This is a genomic window from Streptosporangium sandarakinum, from assembly GCF_050942225.1.
Lineage (GTDB): Bacteria > Actinomycetota > Actinomycetes > Streptosporangiales > Streptosporangiaceae > Streptosporangium > Streptosporangium nondiastaticum.
Genome location: NZ_CP192034.1, coordinates 3,823,178 through 3,845,979, shown reverse-complemented (window position 1 = coordinate 3,845,979; position 22,802 = coordinate 3,823,178). Strand labels below are relative to the sequence as shown.

Here is a 22,802-nt window from a genome sequence, read left to right as displayed (position 1 = left end):
ACGAAGTGGATTTCGCGGTCCTCGGACCGGTCCGGGCCGCCGACGCCGGGCGGCCGATCCGGCTGGCTTCCAAGGCTCGTACGGTGCTCGGCGTCTTCCTGCTCCACCCGAACACCGTCCTGTCCAGGGACCGGCTGATCGCCTCGGTGTGGGACGACCCGCCCCGGTCCGCCCTGCCGAACCTCCAGACGTACCTGACCGCGCTGCGCCGCGCCGCGATCGAGGTCGAGACCGTGCCGTACGGCTACCGCCTGTGCCTGGGCCCCGACCGGCTCGATCTGCTCGCCTTCGACGAGGCCGTGCGGCAGGCCCGGCTGGAGGCGGCGCGCGGCGACGCCGCCACGGCGAACCGGCTGTTCACCGAGGCGCTGGCGCTGTGGCGCGGCCGGCCGGCAGAGGACGTGCCGCTGGCCGCGGCGATGCAGGCGCGCGTCGCCGAACTGGAGGAGCGCCGGGAGAACGCCCGGCTCGGCTGGATCGACGTGCGCCTGCGGCTCGGACTGCACGACGAGCTCGTCGGTGAGCTGACGCCGCTGGTGGAGGCCGCGCCGCTCAACGAACGCCTGTGGCACCGGCTCATGCTGGCGCTGCACCGGGCGGGCCGCCGCGCCGAGGCGCTGGAGGCGTACCGGCGGGCCCGCTCGACGCTCGTCGCCGAGCTGGGCGTGGAACCCTCCCAGGAACTACGCGGCCTGCAGGCGGCGATCCTCGACGACGCCCCCGTCCCGGCTCCCGCGCTGGAGACGGTCCGGGAACCCGCCTGGACGGGGATCTGCCTGCTCCCGGCCGACATCGCCGACTTCTCCGGCCGCGAGGGCGAGACCCGCGACCTGGTCGCCGCGCTGGACGGCACCGGGACGGCACCGGTGATCGTGACGGTGTCGGGGCCGCCCGGGGTCGGGAAGAGCACGCTGGCGGTCCATGTCGCGCATCTGGTGCGGAAGCGGTATCCCGACGGGCAGCTGTTCGTCCGGCTGTGCGACGCCTCGGCGTCGCCCCGCGACCCGTCCGACGCGCTCGCGGAGCTGCTGCGGACGCTCGGCGTGGACTCCGCCGGCATGCCCTCCTCCGTCGGGGAGCGGGCGGCGATGTACCGGGCCAAGATCGCCGACCGGGCGGTTCTCGTGCTGCTGGACGACGCGGCCGGCGAGGCCCAGGTGGAACCGATGATCCCCGGGACCCCCGGATCGGCGGTCCTCGTCACCTCCCGTGGGCCGCTGCCCGCGCTGCCCGGCGCGATCGCGTACGCGCTGGACGTGCCGCCGCCCGCCGATGCCCGCGATCTGCTCGCCGGCGTGGCCGGGGCGAGCCGGGTGGCGAGCGACCCCGAATCGGCGGAGGCGATCATAGGCGCCTGCGGGCGGTTGCCCCTCGCGCTGCGCATCGCCGGGGCGCGGCTGGTGACCCGGCCGGCCTGGCCGCTGGCCGAGCTGGCGCGGCGGCTCGCCGACGCCTCGGCGCTGAACGAACTGCGTGCGGGCCACCTGGACGTCCGTGCCACGTTCGAGGCGAGCTACGCGGCGCTGTCGGCGCCCGCGCGGCACGCGTTCCGGCTGCTCGGGTCGGTGGCCGCCGACGGCGTGGCCGCCTGGACGGTGGCCGCGCTGGCGGGCACGAGCACGCACGACGTGGACGGCCCCCTGGAGGAGCTGGCCGCCGCCGGGCTGGTCACCGCCGGTGACGCCGACGCCGCGGCCGAACCCCGCTACCGCATGCACGACCTGCTGCGCGGCTTCGCCGCCGAGTTGTTCGCCGCCGAGGAGAACGGGCGGAGCCGGACGGCGGCGCTGCGCCGGGTCGCCGCCACGGCCCGGGACCACGCCGCCGCCGCCGCTCGCGAACTGCCCCTCGCCTTCGCCCCGCCGCCGCCCGGTGTCCCGGCCCGGACACCGCCCTGTCCGGAGGGCGGCGCCTGGCTGACGGCGGAGCGCGGCGTGCTCGTCGCCGTGGCCGAGACCGCCGCCCGCGCCGGGCTGGTGCGCGAGGCGGCCGAACTCGCCTACGCGCTGGCGCCGTTCCTGATCGTGCGCGGTTTCCACGACGACGCCGTCCGCGTGCTGGGGACGGCCGCCGACGCCGCCGCGGCGGCGGGGGACGTCACCGCTGAGACGCACCTGCGGCTGGTGCGCGCCGATGTCGAGGTGGACCGCATACGCGCCCGCAGGGTCGCCGGCGAGTTCCGCCGTCTGCTCGGCCGCTGCTCACAGGACGGGGATCGGCACGCCGCCGCGTACGCGTTGCTCGGGGTCGCCGCCACCCTGGAGACGGACCTGGGGTCCGCGCTCGCCACCGCCACCCTGGCCGCCAGGCGGTTCGACGCGCTGGGCGACCCGCACGGCCTGCTGAGCGCGTGGACCGAGATCGCCGCGGTCCAGTTCTACCTGGGCCGCTACGACGACGCCGCGGCGACCTGCCGCCGGGCCCTCGCCCACGCCGAGGGACACAGCGCCGTCCACCGGGCCCGCTTCCTGCGCACGCTCGGCGTCGCCCGCTACGAGACGGGCCACGTCGAGGAGGCGATCGGCCACTACCGGGCCTGTCTGGACCTCTGCCGGGACCTGCGGTGGGCCACCGGGGAACGGCTGGCGCTGCGCCGGCTGGCCCAGGCCGAGGCCGCGCTGGGCCGTCATGACACCGCCATCGGCATTCTCGACCGGTGCGCGGAGATGTACGTCAACGCCGGAGACACCCAGGGAGAGGCGCTGATCGCCTACACGCTGGGCGAGATCAGCCGGTGGCGGGGCGACGAGCGCGCCGCGCTGGCCCACTTCACCGCCTGCCTCCACCGGCTCGACCCGCTCAACGAACACGTCTGGTCCGCCCGCACCCGCGACCAGATCGCCCGCTCCCGGGCCGCCCTCGGCTGACCGGTCACGCGGTGCCCGTGGTCGCGCCACGGCCCGGGTGTGTGACGTCTCCTCTTCCGGCGTGCCCGGCGATGCGATCAGCAACTCTTGTCGCGGGTGGGCAGGTTTCCGGTGGTCAGGAAGGAGGTGACGGTCTGGTCGCCGCAGGTGTTGCCGTTGGCGAGGTAGACACCGTGACCGCCGGAGTCGACGGCCACCATGCGAGCCCGCTGCCCGAACGCCCGGCGCATCTTCAGCGCTCCGCTGTAGGGCGTGGAGGGGTCACGCAGGTTCTGGATGAGCAGGACGTTGGCGGGCCCACGCGAGGTGACGCGCACGGGGGGTTCGGCGGGCTTGAAGGGCCAGAACTGGCACGGCCCCGCGTTGACGGGCATGCCCGCGGTCAGCGGGTGGGCGGACCGGCTGCTCGCCACCTGGCGCTCGTATCCGCTGGTCGAGTCCTGCCATTCGACGTCGTTGCACATGGTGGCGCCGGCGGTGGCGGCGGTGTTCTGCATGGCGGCGGCCGGGGGCGTGTTCGGCGGAGGCAGTTCGCCGGTGGTCAGGGCGGCGTGCATGAGGGTGGCGAGCATGGGGAAGTTCGCGTCGGAGTACAGGGCGTTGAGCATGGTCTCGCGCAGGAGGTTGCCGTTCAGTTCTTCTGGATCGGCGCCCGGCCAGGGCAAGGGCTCGCGGTCCAGCTCGGCGGCGAGGTCGAGGAAGGTTCGGCGGACCTGCGCCGGGTCGGTGCCGAGGCCGTACTCGCCGTCGCGGGTCGCGGCCCAGGCGGCGAAGTCGGGGAAGCGGTCTTCCACGCCGACGGTGTAGTTGGCCAGCCACTGGCGCGCCACGCGGCGCGGATCGGGATCGTCGTTGCTGTCCAGGATGACCCGGTCGGTGCGCTGCGGGAACATGGTGGCGTAGACGGCGCCCGCGTAGGTGCCGTAGGAGACGCCCCAGTAGGAGATCTTCTTCTCGCCCAGCGCCTGGCGGATGCCGTCGATGTCGCGGGCCTCGTTGCGGGTACTGATGTGCCGGATGAGCGGTCCGCCGTTGCGGGCGCAGGCCTCGGCGATCCTGCGTGACCAGGCGAGGTTGTCCGCGATGCCGCCGTCGGCGTCGGGATACGGCTTGAGCTTGGTGACCGACAGGTCGCCGGTTGCGAGGTCGCACGAGACAGGCGAGCTCTGGCCCACGCCGCGCGGGTCGAACCCGATGATGTCGTAGCGGTCGAGCACGTCCTGCGGCAGTTTCTTGACCTGGACGCTGGGGCGGTTCAGGCCGGGGCTGCCCGGTCCGCCGGGGATGAGCAGCAGCACGCCACGGCGCAACGCGGGCTTGGCGGTCTTGATCCGCGACACGGCCAGCGAGATCGTCGGCCCGCCGGGCTTCCGGTAGTCCATGGGGACCCGCAGGGTGGCGCATTCCTGGCGCGGATCCACGCCGGAGCCCGCGGGGCAGGAGGCCCACGAGGTGGCCGCCGCCTGGGCGGGGGTCATGAGGGCCGTGGCAAGGATGGCGGTGGACGCTCCGACGGCGGACAGTCTCGCGAGGCTTCGCATCAGGATTTCCCTTTAGTGATCGTTCGGCTTGTGTCACCGACACTGCCGCACCGTTGATCTCCAACCCAGAGACCTGGTCATCGAAGACCCATGACGTCATCACGAACGGGACAGAACACCCAGTCGGCGGCATGGCAGTACCAGAGCCTGTACGAAGCTCGGATCTCCTTCGACCCACGAAAGCGCGACCCCCCATCACGAGGTTCGGGCCGCGCCAGTGCCTCCCGACCGGCCTTCGAGGAGGATCGGTAAAGAGATCAGCGGTAGAGGCAGCCACACGCGGAAACATGGTGGCCGAACCCGACGGAACATGAGATCTGTTCGATCAGCGCCCAGATCGAGGTCCCCGAACCGGGGCTGAACGGTGCCGCATCAGCCGACGAGGTTCTCCATACCGATCCCCGCGGCCGCGAGGACGGCGGAAAGGGATGTGATGGCGAGCACGACGAGAGCGCACCCGCCCGAGGGAGGTTTCGGCGAATTCATTTTGGCGGCGGTCTCGTGGTAGAGCTTCACGGCGGGGTCGTTTTCGTCGTCATAGTCCCCGTTGTGGTAATTGACCATTTTCGCGGCGCAGAGTGCGCAGAGTCTTCCCTCCGACACCTCATTGCCGCAAGCGTTGCACTTCGCCATGCTCTCACCCTCCGCGTGGTTCGGATATCGGAGCGTATCGATTCAGGCGGAGCCTCACACCCGATATGCCCGCCGGATGTGTTCCCTGGCCGTCAGTTCGCCGATACCACCGAGACCTCTCAGTGCTGGCGCCGCAGAGTCCAGAACAACCAGTTGCCATTGGCCGCGCACGTGGCCACGTCCCAACCCTGACCGCCGAGTTCGGAAAGCACCGCGACCACCTCGTCGTAGCTGCCGGAGAACTTACGCTCGCCGCTCCCGGGCATGTTCACCCGGATGGCCTCCAGATCCCATAACCACTCGACAACGCCGAATTCATACCGGAACATCATCGCCCCACATCTGTCGGTCGCCGCAGGCAGCAGGAAAATAACACGGCCTCGTGACCTTTGGACGGGATGCCGTCGAGAAAAGGGGCCGAGAAGGATCGCCACAGGATATGGAGGCAGCCCGTCCACCGGTCGATGGTGAGTCGGCCCATCGCACGGGCCCTATCCGCTTCGGTGGGCCTTCCCGGTGGCGGGGGTGAGGCGGCGGACGCCGTCACCGCGGCCAGGACGAGCGGCGCGCCGGCGGCGATGGTGGTCCTAGGCCCGGAGGCCGCGGAGGTTCCTCCTCACCGTACGTGCGCAGAGGGCCCTGAAGTCGCCCTCTTCCAGGCCGACGCGTCCGCCGAGGTACAGCTGGACGAGTCCCTGGACGGGCGAGGTCAGGGCCAGGGCGGTCTCCAGCGGGTCGTCGGGGCGCAGCAGGCCCAGGCGCATGCCTTCCTCGGTCAGCTCGACGACGCGGGTGAACGCCGGTGACCCGTTCCGCCGGAAGTCGTCGGGGAAGCGTCTGGCCCGGTCGCGCCGGTCGGTCATCAGGAACGTGTACAGATGCGGGCGGCCGAGGGCGAAGTCCAGGAAGTCGTCCAGCAGGCACATCAAGCGGGTCTCCCAGTCGCCGCCCGGGACCTTCGTTCCCCAGCCCTCGCCCAGTTCGTCGAAGGTGCGGTCCGCCACGGCGGCGAGGAGGGCCTCGCGCCCGGGGTAGTGCTTGTAGATCGCCATGGCGGTGACGCCGGCCATCTCCGCCACTCTCCGCATGGTCACCGCGTCGGCCCCCTCACCGACGAGGATCGCCCGCGCGGCCTCGGCGACCCGCTCCTTTGTCGCGTTCACGGTGTACAACATAAACCATCGGGGTGTACGACTGATGGAGCGGCGGCCGGGACCGGCGGGGGATCGCGTCTTCAGGCGAGGGCGGTCAGCAGGGCGCGCCGTTGCCGTTCGGTGAGGTCGGCGACCCACTGCCTGCCGTCGAGTCCGGTGCTCAGCAGCAGGGCGTGGACGGTGACGGGGGTGGCGCCGGGCAGCGCGAGCAGGATCCGGCGGATCGGGGTGCGGCGGGTGATCTCGTCGTCGCGCTGGAAGACCTCGGCCAGGCTGAGCTGCCCGGCGGTCAGCGCCCTGCGCAACTGCGCCCTGCTGAGGGTGGCGGCCGGCGCCGGGCGGTGCGGCGGCGGAGCCTGTGTGGGCACGGGCGGAGTGGCGTCCGGTCCGGTGCGGGGGAGTCCGGCGGAGGGCGTGGCCGCCGGGGCGGGACGGGACGCCTTCACGGGGTCGTCGTCGCCGCCCAGGATGTTCGCGGTGATCAGCAGGACGCCCGCGCAGACCGCCGCGACGGCCGCTGCGGTGATCTGCCGCCGGGACAGCCGGCCGCTTCTCCGCTTACTGGCGGCGAGCTTCATCCCGACGATCGCGGTACGGCACAGCACACCCATGACCATGCTGAGCAGGATCGGCACCAGGGCGGCGGGCAGGGGGCTGATGGTGGCGATCACGACCCCCACGGCCGGGCTGATACAGGAGACGATCAGCCAGGGGGTCAGGCGCTGCTTGGCGATGTCCAGCAGAGCGGCCAGGGCGAGACCCTCGCTGGCCGAGTGCACGACGAGCGCGATGATGACGACGATAGAGGCGGTCAGCGCCAGGGCGGCGCCCTCGATGGCGCGGTGCAGCGTCAGCGCGGCGGCGGTGCCCATGCCGCCGAACACCGCGGCGTCCATGCCCTGTTTGACGCGGCGGTGCAGCCCGGGGCCGTGCAGGGCGGTGCGGGCGGCCGCGTCCTCGGGGCAGGCGCAGCCGTGGCGGGTGAAGTAGGTGATGACCAGGAAGCCGAACGCGGCGGCCAGGGCCAGGCCCCACAGCGGGACTCCGGTCTCGGCCGCTTCGCTCCAGGCGTCGGGCAGCAGGTCGACCAGCGCGGTGACCAGCATCATCGCCGACGCGATAGCCAGCCACAGCGTCATGCGCTCGGAGTCGCGCCGGGCGAGGTAGGCGCCGACGAGGGTGGAGACGCAGACCAGGAGCACCGCGCCCCAGGCCGCCTGGTGGGGAGGCTGTGCCTGCGGGACCGGCCCCATTGCCCAGGCCAAGGCCGATGGTGGCATTGGTGAGCACCTCCTGATGATCTGAAGGGGTGGGTGAACACGGTGGAAAGCGCACGGGAGGCAGGGGGTACGGCGCGGCGCGGCCGTCGCCGGTGAGATCCGGATCGGCGCCGCCCGCCCTCCGGAAAGAGGGCGGGACGGCCGGTGGCCGTCAGCCGGTGGGCCGTTCGGGGGCGGCGTGCCGGGCGGACGGCGGGGCCTGTGCGGGGCCGGTGAGGTCCCGCAGTTCGTCGAGCAGGGCGTGCAGCCTGCTGATCTGACCGTCGAGCGCGTCCTTGAGGTCACCGCCGGATGCAGTGACGACGGCGCGCAGGCTCTGGATCCGCTCGTTCAGGACCTCGGGGGAGACGGCGGGGTCCCGGGGATGCCGTGTCGAGGCGTCGCGCCAGGCGGCGCGTTCCAGTTGCTCGGCCGTACGGCGGGCCTGCTCCAGGATCGCCCGGGCCTCCTGATGGGCCAGGGCGAGGGCGCGGTCGGCCGCCTGCCGGACGATGTCGGAGACGTGGGCGCCCTCACCGCCGGCCGGCCGCTCGCCGTTCCCGTTCACCGCGGCGCGGGCCCGTAGCTCCGCGTTGTCGCGCAGCACCCGGATCAGGGTGGTCTCGACCTGTCCGAGGAACTGGTCGACCTCGGTCAGGTCGTAGCCCTCGCGCAGCCGGACGACGGTGAACACCTGGTTGCGTACCGCGGCGGGGGTCAGCAGTCCTGCGGCCGCGGGCGGATCGGGGAGCGCCGGCGCGGCCGGCGGGCCGTCCTGTCCGGCGTGCTCGGCAGATCCGTGTCCGTGTCCGTGTTCTTCGCCCATGGACGTCTTCACCGTTCTTTCGCCGTTTCGAGGTTCCGAGGTTCCGAGATGAGCTGGAAAGGGACAGAAGGGGTCGGGCATGTGTTCCACCGGCCGCGGGTTCGCTGTTTCCGCCGGGGGCTCGCCATCGGGCTCTCCTCGCCGGGGGCGGTGAGAACCCGATGGCGGGCGGTACCGGTGATCAGTCGTGGCCGCAGGGGCAGTCGTCGTCCCCGTGGCCGTCGTCCCCGTGGCCGTCACCGCCGTGGTGATGGGGGTGCCGGTCGCCCCACTGCGGATGGGCGACGCGCTGATCGGCCGGAATGTCACAGCCGGTGTCGGCGCACCGCGGGTCCTGGGCCGGGGTGCCGGGTTCGTCTGTCATGGAAACGCCTCCGGTGTGTTCTGTTCGCTGAGATCACACTTGGATCGATGGGCTCGATGGGGTCGCCGCGGAAGACCACGGCGCGGAACGCGATGCCGGGCGCGACGCCGCCTTCGCGGCGAGGAGCGCGGTTCGGCGGCCGGCCGGCGCCACCGGGCGGTTCACCTCCAGCTCACCCGGCGCAGGTAGTAGCCGAAGGACCAGCCGGACGTGCCGGTGGGGGTCTTGACGGCGATCCAGCCGTGGCGGGCGGTGCAGGAGCCGTAGACGCGGCCGTCGGCCACCCGTAGCCGTCCGATGGGCCGGCGGTTCAGCCCCGGTCCGGAGCGGACGCGCAGGAAGCTGCCGCGCCGTACGTGGACGACCCGGTAGCCGCAGGTGCGCGCCGAGGAGGTGGTGGCGCCGGCGGCGGGAGGGTTGACGCCGGTGGGCCGGGGAGCGGCGACGGTGGGGGTGGCGATGCCGGTGGGCCCGGGGCTGCCGGAGTCGGCCTGCGCGGATGGAACGCCGATCGCGAGCAGGCCGGCCGCGGCGCATGCGGCCAGCGCGGGGAGGATCCGCTGGGTGTTTCGCATGGGACTTTTCCTTCCGGTGAGCATCGCCGTAACCGGTTGAGCGCCGGGGGCCGGACGGGTCTAATGGGGATCGACCTGCGATGTTCACTCTTCGTGGTTACCCGACTACTGAAGCATCACACATATGAGCAACCATGCAAGTGAGGTTTCGCTCCCCTTCAGGGTCGAAGGTCTGCGTAGCCGGGCAATCACCGAGTGCATTGACGGGCGACAGGAGAGTCCTCACAATTGCACAGGTGAACAGTCATTCAGTTGTTCCTCTGCGGCCGGACCGCGACTGCTCGGTCACGGTGGTCGACGCCGAACGGGTGGCCGGCGTCCGCGAGGCGCTGCCGGCGGACGGGTCCATCGAGGAACTGGCCCAGATCTTCGGGCTGCTGGCCGACCCCCGGCGGCTGCGGCTGATCGCCGCCCTGCTCGAAGGCGGTGAGATGTGCGTGTGCGACCTGACCGCGATCACCGGCCACAGCATGTCGGCCGCCTCGCACGCGCTGCGGCTGCTGCGCGCCAAGCGGGTGGTGAAGGTGCGCCGCAGCGGCCGGATGGCCTACTACCGGCTCGCCGACTCCCACGTGCGGATGCTGCTCGACGTGGCCCTCGCCCACATCAGGCACGAACAAGGAGAACGCGATGACTGACCTGCACACCTCCGGCCTGCACGGCGCCGGTGAGCCCGGCCCTCCCGCCCCCCGCGGCCACGGACACGGGCACGGGCACGGGCACGCCGTCAGCGCACAGGCCGACCGCCGCTACCTGACGGGTGCGCTCGCCCTGATCGTCGTCTTCATGGCGGCCGAGGTGGTCGTCGGCGTCATCGCCCGCTCCCTCGCGCTGATCTCCGACGCCGGGCACATGCTGACCGACGCCTTCGCCATCGTCTTCGCCCTGGTGGCGATGCGGATCGCCGCCCGCCCGCCGCGGGGCGGATTCACCTACGGCCTCAAACGCGCCGAGATCGTCTCCGCCCAGCTCAACGGCATCACCCTGCTGCTGCTGGCCGCCTACTTCGTCTACGAGGGCGTCCACCGGCTCATCGCCCCTCCGCAGGTCGCCGGCGGCTACATGCTGGCCACCGGGCTGGCCGGCATCGCCGTCAACCTCGCCGCGACCTGGCTGCTGCGCAGGGCCGACCGGTCCAGCCTCAACGTCGAAGGCGCCTTCCAGCACATCCTCAACGACCTGTACGCCTTCATCGCCACCACCGCGGCCGGTGCGGTCATCATGGCGACGGGCTGGGCGCGGGCCGACGCCGTCGCCGCCCTGGTGGTGGCCGCTCTGATGCTCAAGGCCGGCTGGGGCCTGGTGCGCGACGCGGGCCGCGTCTTCATGGAGGCCGCCCCCGTGGGCGTCAGCCCCGCCGAGATCGGCCACAGGGCCGCCGCCCTGCCCCACGTCGTCGAGGTCCACGACCTGCACGTGTGGGAGGTCACCTCCGGCTACCCGGCGATGTCGGCGCACGTCCTGGTCATCCCGGGAGCCGACTGCCACGCCGTACGGCAGGCCGTCGAGCACCTCCTGCACGACGGCTACGGCATCAGGCACACCACCCTGCAGGTCGACCACGCCCCGGCCGAGCCGCCCACCGGCGACTCCGGCGCGTTCCACTGCGCGGACCCGCACGGCCCCGCCCACCGGTCCGAGGACCCGCCGCCTCCCGGCGGGTCACCGGCGAGACGGGCATCCGCCGCGAGACCGGGCGCGCCCGCTCCGCAACCGGCCCCCTGACCGGCCATGGCCGCCTCGTCGCCGCTAGAGAGCCCGCGTCACCCGGCGGTGTGCGCGAGGATGGCGGTGGCCGGTGAGGGTCGATCGGCGACGTCAGGCCGGCCGCTGACCCCCGCTCCGTCCGGTGCGTCACCGGAAGGGACATCTCCGACTGAAAGGCGAGATCATCGATGGTTCCCGACGACTACGGCGCCGAGGCCGACTTCGCCGTCACCGCCGTGCCGTGCGCGGACCGCGACACCCGGGCCCGGTCGCGCACCCTGGCGTCCCTGCCGCCGCACCGCTGCGCCGAGCCGCGGGCCCGCCTGTTCGCCTACCCGGAGACCCACCCCTGATGTCGATCTACGCCACCTGGCTCGCCTTCGACGACGACACCCGGCCGCCCCTCATCTACCAGGGCTCCCACATCAACCCGGCCCCGGACGATCGCCGCGGCGGGTCCGTGACGTTCTGCGCCGTCCCCGGCCACTGTCATCCCTCGGTGCGCGGCACCGGTGCCGACGACGGCCCGTCCGTGGACTACGCCCGCCTCTGGGTCACCGAGCACGACGACGAGGCGAGCGCCGTCGTCGTGCTCGACCGCGACCAGATCACCGAACTGCGTGACACCCTCACCCGGTGGCTGGACAGCCGTGACCCTGTCCGCTGAGGAACCCGACCCGCCCCGCCGAGCCCGACCGGTCACCAGGCGGTAATGAACCGGTATGGCGTCACACCAGGCCGCCGTCGGCCGTGAGGTTCTGGCCGGTCAGCCACGCCGCGTCCGGGCTGAGCAGCAGCGCGACGACGGCGGCGATGTCGGCGGGCCTGCCCACCCGGCCCAGGGCCGTCATGTGCGCCACCCCGGCCACCGCCTCCGGCGGGGATCCCGCGCGCAGCATGTCGGTGTCCGTCGGGCCGGGCGACACCGTGTTGACCGTGATCCCGCGCCGCCCCAGTTCCCGGGAGGCGACCCGGGTGAGCTGCTCGACCGCCGCCTTGCTCGCGGCGTAGACCGACTCTCCCGGGCTGGGCCAGGCGGTGCCGACGGAGGAGACGGTCACGATCCGGCCGCCGTCGGCCATCCTGCGCGCCGCCGCCCGTACCGAGAAGAACGCGCCGCGCCCGTTGACCGCCATCACCCGCTCGAACACCTCCGGAGTGAGCTCGTCGATCGGCGTGTGGTCGATGACGCCCGCGTTGTTCACCAGCGCCCACAGCGGACCCGCGGACCTGGCGGCGAACACCTCGTCCGCCGCGGCGAACAACCGCTCCACCTGGTCCGGGTCGGCCGCGTCCGCGCGCACGGCGACGGCCCGCCCACCGCACGCCTCCTCCACCTGCCGGGCCGCCCGTTCGTCGGCGACGTAGCTGAACACCACCGTGGCGCCGTCGTCCGTGAGCCGTTCGACCACGGCCCGTCCGATCCCGCGTGACCCGCCCGTCACAACCGCCGCATGCATGTATGCCCCTTTCGTCAGAAGGAGCCTCACCATGGCAGGCGTCGCGGAAGCAGAGCTTCCGCGAGGTGGGAGAAGCTGGATGCCATGACCACGAGAGATCCCGCGGGGCGGTTGCTACGGCTGCTGTCACTGCTCCAGTCCCGCACCGACTGGCCGGGACCGGAGCTGGCGGACCGGCTCGGTGTCAGCACCAGGACCATCCGCTCCGACATCGAACGCCTCCGCGACCTCGGTTACCCGGTGTCGGCCGTCTCCGGTACGGCGGGCGGCTACCGGCTGGGGCCCGGCGCCCGGCTGCCGCCCCTGCTGCTTGACGATGAGGAGGCCGTCGCGGTGGCGATCGGCCTGCGTACGGCGGCGGCTCAGGCGGTGGACGGCATCGAGGAGACGTCACTGCGCGCGCTGGCCAAGCTCGAACTGGTGCTGCCGGCCCGGCTGCGTCCCCGCGTGGCCGCGCTGGCGGCCTCCACGGTACCGATGCCCGGAAACCATCCGGCGGTGGACGTCGGCGTGCTGGCCACGCTGGCCGCGGCCTGCCGGGACCGGCGGCGGGTGCGGTTCGACTACCGGGACCATGACGGGAACGCCACCGTGCGGGACGCCGAGCCGTACCGGCTCGTGCCGACCGGGCGGCGTTGGTACCTGGTGGCGTGGGACGTCGATCGCGACGACTGGCGGACGTTCCGCATCGACCGGCTCACGCCGCGCACGCCCCTGGGGCCGGTCTTTCCCGGCCGGTGGCTGCCGCCGGAAGACGCGATCGACGTCGTGAGCAGGGGAGTGGCCTCGACGCTGGGCCCCTGCCGCACGGTCGCGACGGTGTCGGCGCCGGCCTCGGCCGTCAGCGAGCGGGTGCCGCCGGTGGCCAGGGTCGAACATCTCGACGACGAGCGGTGCCTCCTGCACATCGGCGCCGCCACTCCGCTGACGCTGGCCGTCTATCTCGCCGCGCTCGGCCTGCCGTTCACCGTGGACGGGCCGGCCGCGTTGCTGGAGGCGCTGCGGCAGGTGTCGCGGCACTGCTCCGACGCCGTGAGCGAGGCGGTACGGCGGCGGCCGGCGCGACCGGCTCACCTTCGGGATCACAGGAAGGACCGCGAGAGGGACAGCGAGAAGGAGCACGGCGCATGTCCTCCGGGCACGACATGAGCGGGCTCGCCGGCGCCGCCGTCCCGGCCGGGGACGGCGGCCGGTCCCGCCTCTCCCACGGCCGGCGCATCGTGGCGGCGCTGGCCGTCACCCAGACCATCGGCTACGGCGCGCTGTACTACGCCTTCTCGGTCTTCCTCGTCCCGATGACCGCCGACCTGCACGCCACCGGCCCGCAGGTGGCCGCCGCGTTCACGCTGGCGGTGCTGACCACCGCGGCGTGCGCGCCGCTGGTCGGCCGGTTGCTGGACGCCCACGGCGGCCGGGTGCCGATGAGCGTCGGGTCGGTGCTGGCCACACTCGCCCTCCTGGCCTGGTCCCAGGTGAACAGCCTGCCCCAGCTGTACGGGGTGCTCGCCGCGATCGGCGTCGCCTCGGCGCTTGTGCTCTACGAGCCGGCCTTCGCCGTCATCGTCACCTGGTTCAACGGGCCCGAGGCCGGTCGGCGGGCGAACGCGCTGCTGACGGTGACCATCGTGGCCGGATTCGCCTCCTCGATCTTCCTGCCCCTGAGCGGGATGCTGGTCCAGCGTTACGGCTGGCGCACGGCCCTGGTCGTCCTCGCCGTCATCTACGGTTCCGGCGCCGTACCGCTGCACGCCCTGGTGCTGCGACGCCGGCCCACCGCCGCGGTCAAGCCCGCCCGGCGAGGCGAACCGGTGCGGGCCGTGGTGCGGACACGGCCGTTCCGGCTGCTGGTCCTGGCGTTCACCGCGCACAGCGGCGCGATGGCCACCATCGCCGTGCTGCTTGTCACCTACCTGATCCGCCTCGGGCATTCCCCCGCCTTCGCCGCCACCGTCGCCGGCCTGCTGGGGGTGCTGTCGGTGACGGGGCGCCTGGTCACCACGACGCTGCGCCGCCGCTGGCCGGCCGCGCCGGTGGCGGCGTCGGTGTTCGTGCTGCAGGGCGCGGGGGCGGCGCTGCTGCCGCTGGCCGGGCGCACCCCGGCCGGGGCGATCGGCTGCGTGCTGGCCTTCGGGGCCGGGTTCGGGGTGGGCACCATCACCCTGCCGCACCTGCTGGCCGAACGTTACGGTACCGCCGCCTACGCCGGCCTGTCGGGCCGCGTCGCGCTGTTCTCGGTCGCGAACAGGGCCGCCGCCCCGCTGGGCGCGATCGCCCTGGCCCAGGCCGTCGGCTACGGCGCCGTGATGGCCGCAGTCGCCGGCGCGTGCGCGCTCGCCGCGGGCGCGCTGCTCGCCTACGATCGCGCGTGACCGGGCCGCATCGGATCCGCACCCGCCACCGGCCGAGCCGGCGCCGGGTGCGACGGGTGCGGAGGGCCGCTGCGGATCACCGCCCCGCGGCGGGCGTCCGGCGGTGGTCCAGACAGTCCTGGTAGGAGGGCAGCAGGCCGCGTTCCAGCGCCTCCCGCAGGGTCGGCGCCGCCGCGTCGCCGGGTGACAGGATCGGCGGCTCCGGCGTCCGGAACGGCAGCCCGATCTCCGGGTCGAGCGGGTTCACCGTGATCACGTCCCGCGGGCGGTAGGTCTCCGAGCACTGGTACTGCACGCAGGTGTCGTCCTCCAGTGCCAGGAACGCGTGGCCCAGCCCCTCGGCGAGGTAGACGCAGGCCCGGCTGCGGTGGTCGAGCACGGTCACCTCGTACCGGCCGAAGGTGGGGGAGCCGGCCCGCAGGTCGACCACCGCGTCGAGCACCGCGCCGCGCACGCACGTCACGAGCTTCGCCAGCCCCGGCGGGACCACCGCGCCGTGGATGCCGCGCAGCACCCCGCGGTGCGACACCGAGAAGTTGGTCTGCACGACCTTCGGCGGGTGGCCCAGCGCCTCGGCCAGGACGTCCTCCCGGTACGCCTCGTAGAACGTGCCGCGCTCGTCGTCGAACCTCTCGGCCGTGACCAGGAACGCCCCCGGTACGGCCATCTGCCGGACATGCATGCTGCGGGTGTGAACGTCGCGAACAGCCATGGCGGCAGGCTAGGAGGGCGTGCTCGAAGCCGGTTCGAGTACCGGTCGGAGCCGGGCTGAGCCGGGCTGAGCCGGGCTGAGCCGGGCGGCGGCGGCCCGGCCGGGTCCACGGCGGTCTCCGGACGGCACCCGCCGGCCCCGGACGGCACCGGCCCCCGCACCGCGGCTCAGATGGATCCGCGAGCGGTTCTCGACCGGGTGCGCCGACGCTTGGGGCGTCGCCCTGTTCGCCACCGTCAGGATGGGAACGTCCATGAGCAACGCCACCTTGACCCGGCACCCCGCCCAGCCCGCCGCGGTCGGCGGCCCCGACCTCGCCCGCCGGTTCGCCCGGTCGGCGCGCGTGACCGACAGCTGGGTCGCCTCCAACGACCACCTCGACACGTGGCTGGCCGAGCAGCACCGGGCCAACCGCTTCTCGGTGACCCCGATCCCGTTCTCCGGGCTGCGCGGCTGGCGTTTCCGGCCCGGCACCGGCAACCTGACGCACGACAGCGGCCGGTTCTTCAGCATCGAGGGCCTGCACGTGCGCACCGACTTCGAAGGCGGCGGCGACTGGTCCCAGCCGATCATCAACCAGCCGGAGATCGGCATCCTCGGTCTCCTGGTCAAGGAGTTCGACGGCGTCCCGCACTTCCTCATGCAGGCCAAGATGGAGCCGGGCAACGTCAACACCATCCAGCTGTCGCCCACGGTGCAGGCCACCCGCAGCAACTACACCGGCGTGCACGGCGGCCGGCCGATCGACTACCTGGAGTTCTTCACCGACCGCTCCCGCGCCGCCGTGCTCGTCGACGTGCTGCAGTCCGAGCAGGGGTCGTGGTTCCTGCGCAAGCGCAACCGCAACATGGTGGTGGAGACGACCGGCGAGGTGCCCGAGCACCCCGACTTCCGCTGGCTGACGCTGGGGCAGATCCATCGGCTGCTCCAGCGGGACAATGTGATCAACATGGACGCGCGGACGGTCCTGTCGTGCATTCCGCGGCTTCCGGACGGCGACGGCGACGGGACAGGGGACGACCCTGACCGCTATCGGGCGGCGCTGCGCGCGTCGCTGTCGCCGTCGGTGTGGGCGCTGCACACCGACGCCCACATCCTGCACTGGCTCACCGACCTCAAGTCCCGCCACGAGATGGTCCAGCGGCAGGACGGACTCGACACCGTCAAGGGCTGGCACCGGGACGACCACCAGATCGCCCACGAGAGCGGCCGGTACTTCAGGGTGATCGCCACCGAGGTGCACGCCGGCAACCGGGAGGTGCCCGCCTGGACCCAGCCGCTGGTCCAGCCGGTCGAGCGGGGCGTCAGCGCGTTCCTCACCCGGCCGATCGGCGGCGTGACGCACCTGCTGGTCCACGCCCGGGCCGAGGCCGGGTCGCGCGACGTGGTGGAGCTGGCCCCCACCGTCCAGCTCCAGCCGGGCAACTACGCCGGGCTGCCGCCCGAGCGCGTCCCCCGCTACCGCGAGGAGGCGCTGCGGCCCGACCCCGCCCGGCTGCGCTACGACACCGTGCAGTCGGAGGAGGGCGGCCGATTCTACCACGCCGAGAACCGCAGCATGATCATCGATGTCGGGGAGGGCTTCCCGCTGGAGACGCCGCCGGAGTTCTGCTGGATGACCCCGCGGCAGATGAGCGCGCTGCTGCGGCACAGCTACTACGTCAGCATCCAGGCGCGCAGCCTCTTCGCCGGTCTGCTGTCGCTGGCGTGAGAACCATGGACGGCATGAGCGCCGCGGGCGACGTGAACGCCGTGACCGACGTGAACGCCGCGGGGAGCCTGAGCACCGCGGGCGGCATGAGCGTCACGGGCGGCGTGAACGCCGTGGAGGGTCTGAGCGCCGCGGGCGGCGTGAACATGGCGTCCCGGCCCGTGCGGATGGCGGTGCTCGGCGCCGCCGACATCGCCCGGCGCCGCATGCTGCCCGCCATGACCCGGGTCGCCGGGGTGGAACCGGTCGTGGTGGCCGGCCGCCGCCCGGCCGAGACCGGACGGCTCGCCGCCGAGTTCGGTGTGGAGGCCGCCGGCGACTACGAGACCGCGCTGCTCCGCGACGACGTCGAGGCCGTCTACCTGCCGCTGCCCAACGCCCTGCACGCCCCCTGGGCCGAGCGGGCGCTGCGGGCCGGTCGGCACGTGCTGGCGGAGAAGCCGCTCACCACCTGCGCCGCCGACACCGCCCGCCTGCAGCGGCTGGCCGACGAGCGGGGCCTGGTGCTGATGGAGGCGATGATGTTCGTCCACCACGCCCAGCACGAGGAGGTGCGCCGGCTGCTGGACGGCGGCGCCCTCGGCACCCCGCTGGCGTTCACCGCCGCCTTCACCGTGCCGCCCCGCGACCCCGGCGACATCCGCTACCGGGCCGGCCTCGGCGGCGGCGCGCTGCTGGACACCGGCGTCTACCCGCTGCGCGCCGCCCAGCACCTGCTCGGCGGCGACCTGGAGGTGCTGGGGGCGGTGCTGCGCTGCGGCGACGAGGTCGACGTGGGCGGCGCCGCCCTGCTGGTCTCCCCGCGCGGGGTGACCGCGCAGGTGGAGTTCGGCTTCGACCGGCCCTACCGCTGCTCCTACGAGATCCGTGGCAGCCGGGGCGGGCTGCTGCTGGACCGCGCCTTCACCCCGCCCGCGGACCTGACGCCGGTGGCCCGCCGTACCGGGCTCGACGGCCGGACCGGTGACCTGCCGCTGCGGGCCGACGACCAGTTCGCCGCGCTGCTGCGGAGCTTCGCCCGGGCGGTGCGCACCGGGGAGCGCCACGGCGACGCCGCCGCGTCGCTGGCCCAGGCGCGGCTGGTCGACCGCATCCGCGAGACGGCCCGGCGGGTCCCCGCCTGACCGGCACTTAACCGGCACTCGACCACATCCGACCGCACCTGACCGGCACTCGACCGACATCCGACCGCAAAGGAGGCACGGTGCGCGCTCACCACGACCCGGAGAAACGAGTCGTCGTCCTGGGGGGAACCGGCTTCGTGGGCCGGCACGTCCACGCCGCCTTCACCGCCGCCGGTTGGGAGGCGCTCACCGTCGGCCGCACCGCCGCGGCCGACGTCGCGCTCGACCTCACCGCCGTCCCGCCGCGCGCCCTGTCCGCGGCCCTCGACCGGCACCGCGCCACCGCGGTGGTCAACGCGGCCGGCGACTACTGGGGCCTGAGCGAGGAGCGGATGCGCCACTCCTTCGTCACCGTGACCGAGCGGGTGCTGGCCGCCGCGGGCCTCGCCGTACGGCGGCCACGGCTGGTGCAGCTCGGCACCGTCCTGGAGTACGGCCCGCTGCCCGAGGGCGCGCCGCTGACCGAGGACGCCCCGATCGACCCGGTCGGCGGTTACGGCCGCACCAAGTACGCCGCCACCCGCGCGGTCCTCGACTCGGACGCCGACGCGGTGGTGCTGCGGGTGACCAACTCCGTCGGCCCCGGGGCCCACCCCTCCAGCCTGCTAGGCAAGGTGGGCCACGCGCTGCTGGACGCCGTACGGCGGGGCCGGCCCGCGACGCTGGAGCTGGCGCCGCTGCGGGCGGTGCGCGACTACCTGGACGTGCGCGACCTGGCCGAGGCCGTCGTGGCCGCGGCCGGCGCCGACGCGAGCGGCCGGGTCGTCAACATCGGGACCGGCCGGGCCGTGCCGATCAGGCGGCTGGTGGGCGACCTGATCGAGGTCAGCGGGGTCCGCGCCGAGATCGTCGAGCGTGAGCCCGCCTCGACGGCGCAGGTTTCGCCCGGGGCGATAGCCGAATGGCTCCAGGTCGATCCGGCGACGGCGCGGCGGGTGCTGGGCTGGACGGCCCGGCGGACGCTGCGGGACGCGCTCGACGACTTCTGGAAGGACCTGCTCGACGGCACGCGACGCTGAGCGGGAAGGAGAACGGAAGGACCCCGGGGCGTCTCGTCGCCCCGGGGTCCTTCTCGGTCAGGGGTTCTTTTCAGCTCGGGGTCCTTGTCGGTCTGGGGTTCTTGTCGGTCCGGGGTTCCTTTCGGCTCGGGGCGACGATGGCGGGCGCCGGGACGCACCTCCTGGCGGACCGGAGGAACGGCCGGGAAAGAGATCGGGCCCGTCGCGGGTGCGCGCAGCACGCCCACGACGGGCCCGACCGGGGCAGGTCAGGCGGGGGCGGGCACCGGCTCGTCGGGGACGGTGTCCGGGACGACGTCGGACGGACCGGCCTCGGAGCCGGAGCCGGCGGTGCCGGAGGGGCCGGCCGGGGCCGGGTCGCCGGACAGGTCGAAGATGGGGCGCAGCCGGTTGAGGCCGGAGATCAGCGTCACGAAGTCCTCGCGCGGGAAGAACAGCTTCTTCGGATCCACCAGCGCCTGGGCGTACTCGTAGTAGGCCTTCCGGTCCAGCCCGGCGTCGTAGAAGAAGCGGACGAAGGAGATGATGTTCCCCAGGAACTCCCGGTAGGAGCTCTCGTACCGCTCACGGACGGCCTCCTCCCTGGCCGGGTCGGCGAGGATGTGCGGCACGGCGTCGGCGGCGGCCCGCGCGGCCATCATGGCCAGGGTCACACCGGTGGAGAACAGCGGGTCGACGAACCCCGCCGCGTCGCCGACGAGCATCCAGCCCGGACCGGTGAACCGCTCGCAGGTGTAGGACCAGTCGCGGGCGTTGCGGAAGGCGCTGACCTGCCTGCCCTCGGCCAGCAGGTGCTTGACGTGGACCGACTCGGCGATCTTGGCGGCGAACAGCGCGGGCAGGTCCAGCCCGCTCGCCTTGGCCTCGTCCACGGGGGTGACGAAGCCGACGCTGTGGGTGCCGTCGTTGAGCGGGATGTACCAGAACCAGCCGCCGGGGACGTGCTCGATGAAGATGTTGCCGGCCTCGTCGCCGGTGAGGCTCTCGCCGTTCTGGTAGTAGGTCCACACCGCGACATTGCGCAGGTCGTCGTGCCACTGGACCTCGGACACATGGCGGCCCAGGGCACGCCCCTGACCGGAGGCGTCCAGCACGAAGGAGGCGCGGACCTCCTGCTCGCCGCCGCCGCGCACGGCGTAGCGGACGCCGGTGACGCGGCCGTCCTCGATGACGGGCTCCTTGACGACGGCCTCCTCGACCACCTCGGCGCCCAGCTCCCTGGCCCGGGTCAGCAGCAGCGCGTCGAAGTCGGCGCGGCGGACGTTGTAGGCGTGGGGGTACTCGGGCTGGCCGTGGTCGAACGAGAAGTTCCACCGCCCGTCCTTGCCCCAGACGAGGCTGCCGCCGTACTTTTTGACGAAGCCGAGCGCCTCGACGCGGTCGCGGACGCCGAGCTCCTCCAGCACCTCGATGCATCCGGTGATCAGGGACTCGCCGATGTGGTAGCGGGGGAACTTCTCGCGTTCCAGCAGCAGGACGTTGACGCCCTTCTTCGCGAGCAGGCCGGCGGCGGAGCTGCCGGCCGGGCCTCCGCCGATCACGATGACGTCGAACTGTCGGCTAGACATGGGACTTCCCCTCGTTGCGGCTGAGAGCATTCACGGGCGCGATCACGGACTCGATGACGGGCGCGGGAGCGGGAGCGGTCATGGACGCGTGTCTTCCGGAAGGATCCCCGCGGCCGCTGAAGGACCGCTCGGGGATCGGTACAGCGGGACGTCGCCGCCGTCGGCGGCCGCGAGGCGGACCGGGCCGGAGGCGGGGCGTCCACGGGCGGGACCGGCGGATACGGCGGGCAGGGCGGGAGTGACGGTGGCGGCGGGGACCTTGTCAAGGTCGCCGGGGCCGCCGGGGTCGTCGAGGGGCCAGGTGGGCGCGCCCCAGAACGTGTAGAGCCAGCTGGTCAGGATCTCGCGGGTGAGGGGGCCCACGGGTTTCCCTCCGATCTGTACGGCGCGGAGCCGGGACGGGCGGTTCGATTCGGTTCGATACGGTTCGGTTTGGCACGGACCGGTGTACGGCGCGGCGCCGGAGCAGGCGGTCCGGTTCGACAGGGCACGGGGCCGGTGTACGGCGAGGCCGGGACGGGCGGTTCGGTACGGCACGGAGCCGGCGCGGGCTGTCAGCGGGTGAGGGAGCAGGCCAGGTCGAGCAGCGTGGGCTGCTCGAACAGGGCGGCGTTGGGCACGTCCACCCCCAGCGCCGCCTCCAGCCGGGCGCGCAGCTGCAACAGCTGGATGGAGCTGACGCCCAGCTCGTAGAGCCGGTCGCCGGGCTGCACCGGCTGGCCCGTGAAGTCGGTCATCGTCTGCCGCAGGGTCTCCCAGGTGGCGCTCTCGACCGGGGTGAGGGACCCGTCCCCGTCCGCCGGGGACGCGTTCTCCTCGCGGACCACCTCGGCCGTGACACCGAACGGGTCGGTGTAGACCAGCGGTTCCCCCGGAAGACCGGGGGAGTGGCACGACAGGCGCTCCAGCGGGCCGGTGCCGCTCATCCGGGTGCGGATCTCCGCGGCGCGGGGGTTGAGCCCGGCGTAGAGGACGCCGGGCGGCCGGCGCAGCAGGACCCGGGTGAGCAGGTGGCCCTGGTCGGCCGGCAGGGACAGCACGCCGCGCTGGACGGCGGCCGCCTCGTAGGGGTTGTCCTCGTTGACGCCGAGTCCCCGCCACAGGCCCCAGGCCAGGCTGTGCGCGGTGACGCCGGCACGGGCGACGAGGTGCTCGGTGAACGCGTCGGCGAAGGCGTTGCCCGCGCCGTATGCGGCGCAGCCGGCCGAGGCGAGGTGGCCCAGCAGCGAGGAGAAGGTGACCAGGCGGGCGCCGGGGCGGCGCCGTACCAGGTCGGCGAGGTTCAGCAGGCCGATGACCTTGGGCTGCCGGATGGGCTCCCAGTCGGCGGGGTCCTCCTCGGCGATCGGCCGGAAGCGGTAGTCGCCGGCCAGGTGCAGCACGCCGTCCAGCGGTCCGCCCCAGGCGGCCTCGGCCTCGGCGGCGGCCCGTTCCAGGGCCTCGGCGTCGCGGACGTCCACGCTGCGGTAGCGCACGTCGCGGCCGGGGACGGCCAGGCCGGAGAGGACGGTCCGCAGCGCGGCGTCCCGTTCCGGGTCACGCCGTCCGACGAGGAGGAAGCGGGCGCCGTAGCGGTCGGCGAGGGAGGCGACCAGCGGGGCGCCGACGCCGCCCGCGCCGCCGGTGACCAGGTAGCGGCCGCCGCGGCGCAACGCGTCCCGCCCCCGGCGGCCCGGCCCGTCCCGGTGGCTCCGGCGCCTTCACCGTTGCCGGCGCCGGTCAGCGGCTCCAGCTGCACGGTGTACGGCCGGCCACGCCGCCAGGCCACCTCGCCCTGCCCGGCGGCGTGGTCGGACAGGGCCGCCAGCAGGTCGCGGGCGTCCTCGGCGGGTGAGGCACCGGCCAGGTCGACGTGGCAGGCGCGGCTCGCGGGATTCTCCCGCCCGGCGACCGCGCCGAGGAGCGCGGCCTGG

At 73.4% G+C, this 22,802-nt stretch carries 23 protein-coding genes; 10 read left to right on the top strand and 13 right to left on the bottom strand.

Annotation, left to right across the window (positions count from 1 at the left end):
• Positions 1-5 precede the first annotated feature (5 nt).
• The gene (locus ACQP10_RS17755; RefSeq protein WP_433541745.1) at positions 6-2,867 is read left to right on the top strand and encodes a BTAD domain-containing putative transcriptional regulator; all 2,862 of its coding nucleotides are present in this window, start codon (positions 6-8) and stop codon (positions 2,865-2,867) included.
• A gap of 77 nt (positions 2,868-2,944) precedes the next feature.
• Here ACQP10_RS17755 and ACQP10_RS17750 read toward each other — a convergent pair whose 3' ends face one another.
• The 8 genes from ACQP10_RS17750 to ACQP10_RS17715 all read right to left on the bottom strand — a co-directional run bounded on the left by ACQP10_RS17750 (position 2,945) and on the right by ACQP10_RS17715 (position 9,219).
• On the bottom strand, positions 2,945-4,408 hold the full coding sequence (locus ACQP10_RS17750; RefSeq protein WP_433541744.1) for an alpha/beta hydrolase: 1,464 nt from the start codon (positions 4,406-4,408) through the stop codon (positions 2,945-2,947).
• A 372-nt stretch (positions 4,409-4,780) separates the two neighbouring features.
• Entirely contained in the window at positions 4,781-5,041 is a 261-nt protein-coding gene (locus ACQP10_RS17745) for a hypothetical protein (protein ID WP_346021624.1), read from the bottom strand.
• A gap of 119 nt (positions 5,042-5,160) precedes the next feature.
• Positions 5,161-5,373 carry a hypothetical protein gene (locus tag ACQP10_RS17740; RefSeq protein WP_346021625.1) on the bottom strand — a complete coding sequence of 71 codons (213 nt, stop codon included), beginning with the start codon at positions 5,371-5,373 and terminating at the stop codon, positions 5,161-5,163.
• A 255-nt stretch (positions 5,374-5,628) separates the two neighbouring features.
• On the bottom strand, positions 5,629-6,204 hold the full coding sequence (locus ACQP10_RS17735; protein WP_433541743.1) for a TetR/AcrR family transcriptional regulator: 576 nt from the start codon (positions 6,202-6,204) through the stop codon (positions 5,629-5,631).
• 71 nt (positions 6,205-6,275) lie between these two features.
• On the bottom strand, positions 6,276-7,460 hold the full coding sequence (locus ACQP10_RS17730) for a hypothetical protein (RefSeq protein WP_433541742.1): 1,185 nt from the start codon (positions 7,458-7,460) through the stop codon (positions 6,276-6,278).
• Between the two features lie 166 nt (positions 7,461-7,626).
• Positions 7,627-8,280, bottom strand: a complete 654-nt coding sequence (locus tag ACQP10_RS17725) for a DivIVA domain-containing protein (RefSeq protein ID WP_433541741.1) — start codon at positions 8,278-8,280, stop codon at positions 7,627-7,629.
• A gap of 181 nt (positions 8,281-8,461) precedes the next feature.
• Positions 8,462-8,644, bottom strand: a complete 183-nt coding sequence (locus ACQP10_RS17720; protein ID WP_346021629.1) for a hypothetical protein — start codon at positions 8,642-8,644, stop codon at positions 8,462-8,464.
• 161 nt (positions 8,645-8,805) lie between these two features.
• The gene (locus ACQP10_RS17715) at positions 8,806-9,219 is read right to left on the bottom strand and encodes a hypothetical protein (protein ID WP_346021630.1); all 414 of its coding nucleotides are present in this window, start codon (positions 9,217-9,219) and stop codon (positions 8,806-8,808) included.
• A gap of 236 nt (positions 9,220-9,455) precedes the next feature.
• Here ACQP10_RS17715 and ACQP10_RS17710 point away from each other — a divergent pair, with 236 nt between their 5' ends.
• The 4 genes from ACQP10_RS17710 to ACQP10_RS17695 all read left to right on the top strand — a co-directional run bounded on the left by ACQP10_RS17710 (position 9,456) and on the right by ACQP10_RS17695 (position 11,593).
• Positions 9,456-9,857, top strand: coding sequence for an ArsR/SmtB family transcription factor (locus ACQP10_RS17710; protein WP_312873420.1), 402 nt, complete (start codon positions 9,456-9,458; stop codon positions 9,855-9,857).
• Positions 9,850-10,944 carry a cation diffusion facilitator family transporter gene (locus tag ACQP10_RS17705; RefSeq protein ID WP_346021631.1) on the top strand — a complete coding sequence of 365 codons (1,095 nt, stop codon included), beginning with the start codon at positions 9,850-9,852 and terminating at the stop codon, positions 10,942-10,944. The genes ACQP10_RS17710 and ACQP10_RS17705 overlap by 8 nt, the downstream gene beginning before the upstream one ends.
• 170 nt (positions 10,945-11,114) lie before the next feature.
• Entirely contained in the window at positions 11,115-11,279 is a 165-nt protein-coding gene (locus tag ACQP10_RS17700) for a hypothetical protein (RefSeq protein ID WP_346021632.1), read from the top strand.
• Positions 11,279-11,593, top strand: coding sequence for a hypothetical protein (locus ACQP10_RS17695; RefSeq protein ID WP_346021633.1), 315 nt, complete (start codon positions 11,279-11,281; stop codon positions 11,591-11,593). Before ACQP10_RS17700 ends, ACQP10_RS17695 begins: the two co-directional genes overlap by 1 nt.
• A gap of 61 nt (positions 11,594-11,654) precedes the next feature.
• Here the strand turns inward: ACQP10_RS17695 and ACQP10_RS17690 are convergent, their stop codons facing one another.
• Complete coding sequence (locus tag ACQP10_RS17690) at positions 11,655-12,386, bottom strand: SDR family oxidoreductase (protein WP_346021634.1); 732 nt, start codon at positions 12,384-12,386, stop codon at positions 11,655-11,657.
• A gap of 84 nt (positions 12,387-12,470) precedes the next feature.
• Between ACQP10_RS17690 and ACQP10_RS17685 the strand changes: the two genes are divergently transcribed.
• Complete coding sequence (locus ACQP10_RS17685; protein ID WP_346021635.1) at positions 12,471-13,535, top strand: helix-turn-helix transcriptional regulator; 1,065 nt, start codon at positions 12,471-12,473, stop codon at positions 13,533-13,535.
• Positions 13,514-14,755, top strand: coding sequence for an MFS transporter (locus ACQP10_RS17680; RefSeq protein WP_433541740.1), 1,242 nt, complete (start codon positions 13,514-13,516; stop codon positions 14,753-14,755). Before ACQP10_RS17685 ends, ACQP10_RS17680 begins: the two co-directional genes overlap by 22 nt.
• A 76-nt stretch (positions 14,756-14,831) precedes the next feature.
• Here ACQP10_RS17680 and ACQP10_RS17675 read toward each other — a convergent pair whose 3' ends face one another.
• Complete coding sequence (locus ACQP10_RS17675; protein ID WP_433541739.1) at positions 14,832-15,467, bottom strand: dTDP-4-dehydrorhamnose 3,5-epimerase family protein; 636 nt, start codon at positions 15,465-15,467, stop codon at positions 14,832-14,834.
• 253 nt (positions 15,468-15,720) lie between these two features.
• Between ACQP10_RS17675 and ACQP10_RS17670 the strand changes: the two genes are divergently transcribed.
• The 3 genes from ACQP10_RS17670 (at position 15,721) to ACQP10_RS17660 (ending at position 19,321) form a co-directional block, all read left to right on the top strand.
• Complete coding sequence (locus ACQP10_RS17670) at positions 15,721-17,178, top strand: NDP-hexose 2,3-dehydratase family protein (RefSeq protein WP_433541738.1); 1,458 nt, start codon at positions 15,721-15,723, stop codon at positions 17,176-17,178.
• A 5-nt stretch (positions 17,179-17,183) separates the two neighbouring features.
• Complete coding sequence (locus ACQP10_RS17665) at positions 17,184-18,302, top strand: Gfo/Idh/MocA family protein (RefSeq protein WP_433541913.1); 1,119 nt, start codon at positions 17,184-17,186, stop codon at positions 18,300-18,302.
• 80 nt (positions 18,303-18,382) lie between these two features.
• Positions 18,383-19,321, top strand: a complete 939-nt coding sequence (locus ACQP10_RS17660; protein WP_433541737.1) for an NAD-dependent epimerase/dehydratase family protein — start codon at positions 18,383-18,385, stop codon at positions 19,319-19,321.
• A 248-nt stretch (positions 19,322-19,569) separates the two neighbouring features.
• On the opposite strand, the gene ACQP10_RS17655 is transcribed toward ACQP10_RS17660, so the two are convergent.
• The 3 genes from ACQP10_RS17655 to ACQP10_RS17645 form a co-directional block, all read right to left on the bottom strand.
• Positions 19,570-20,889 (bottom strand): NAD(P)/FAD-dependent oxidoreductase, encoded by a 1,320-nt coding sequence (locus ACQP10_RS17655; RefSeq protein ID WP_433541736.1) that lies wholly within the window; start codon positions 20,887-20,889, stop codon positions 19,570-19,572.
• 78 nt (positions 20,890-20,967) lie between these two features.
• Complete coding sequence (locus tag ACQP10_RS17650; RefSeq protein ID WP_346021641.1) at positions 20,968-21,252, bottom strand: hypothetical protein; 285 nt, start codon at positions 21,250-21,252, stop codon at positions 20,968-20,970.
• Between the two features lie 191 nt (positions 21,253-21,443).
• Positions 21,444-22,541, bottom strand: a complete 1,098-nt coding sequence (locus ACQP10_RS17645; protein ID WP_433541735.1) for an SDR family NAD(P)-dependent oxidoreductase — start codon at positions 22,539-22,541, stop codon at positions 21,444-21,446.
• Positions 22,542-22,802: the final 261 nt, after the last annotated feature.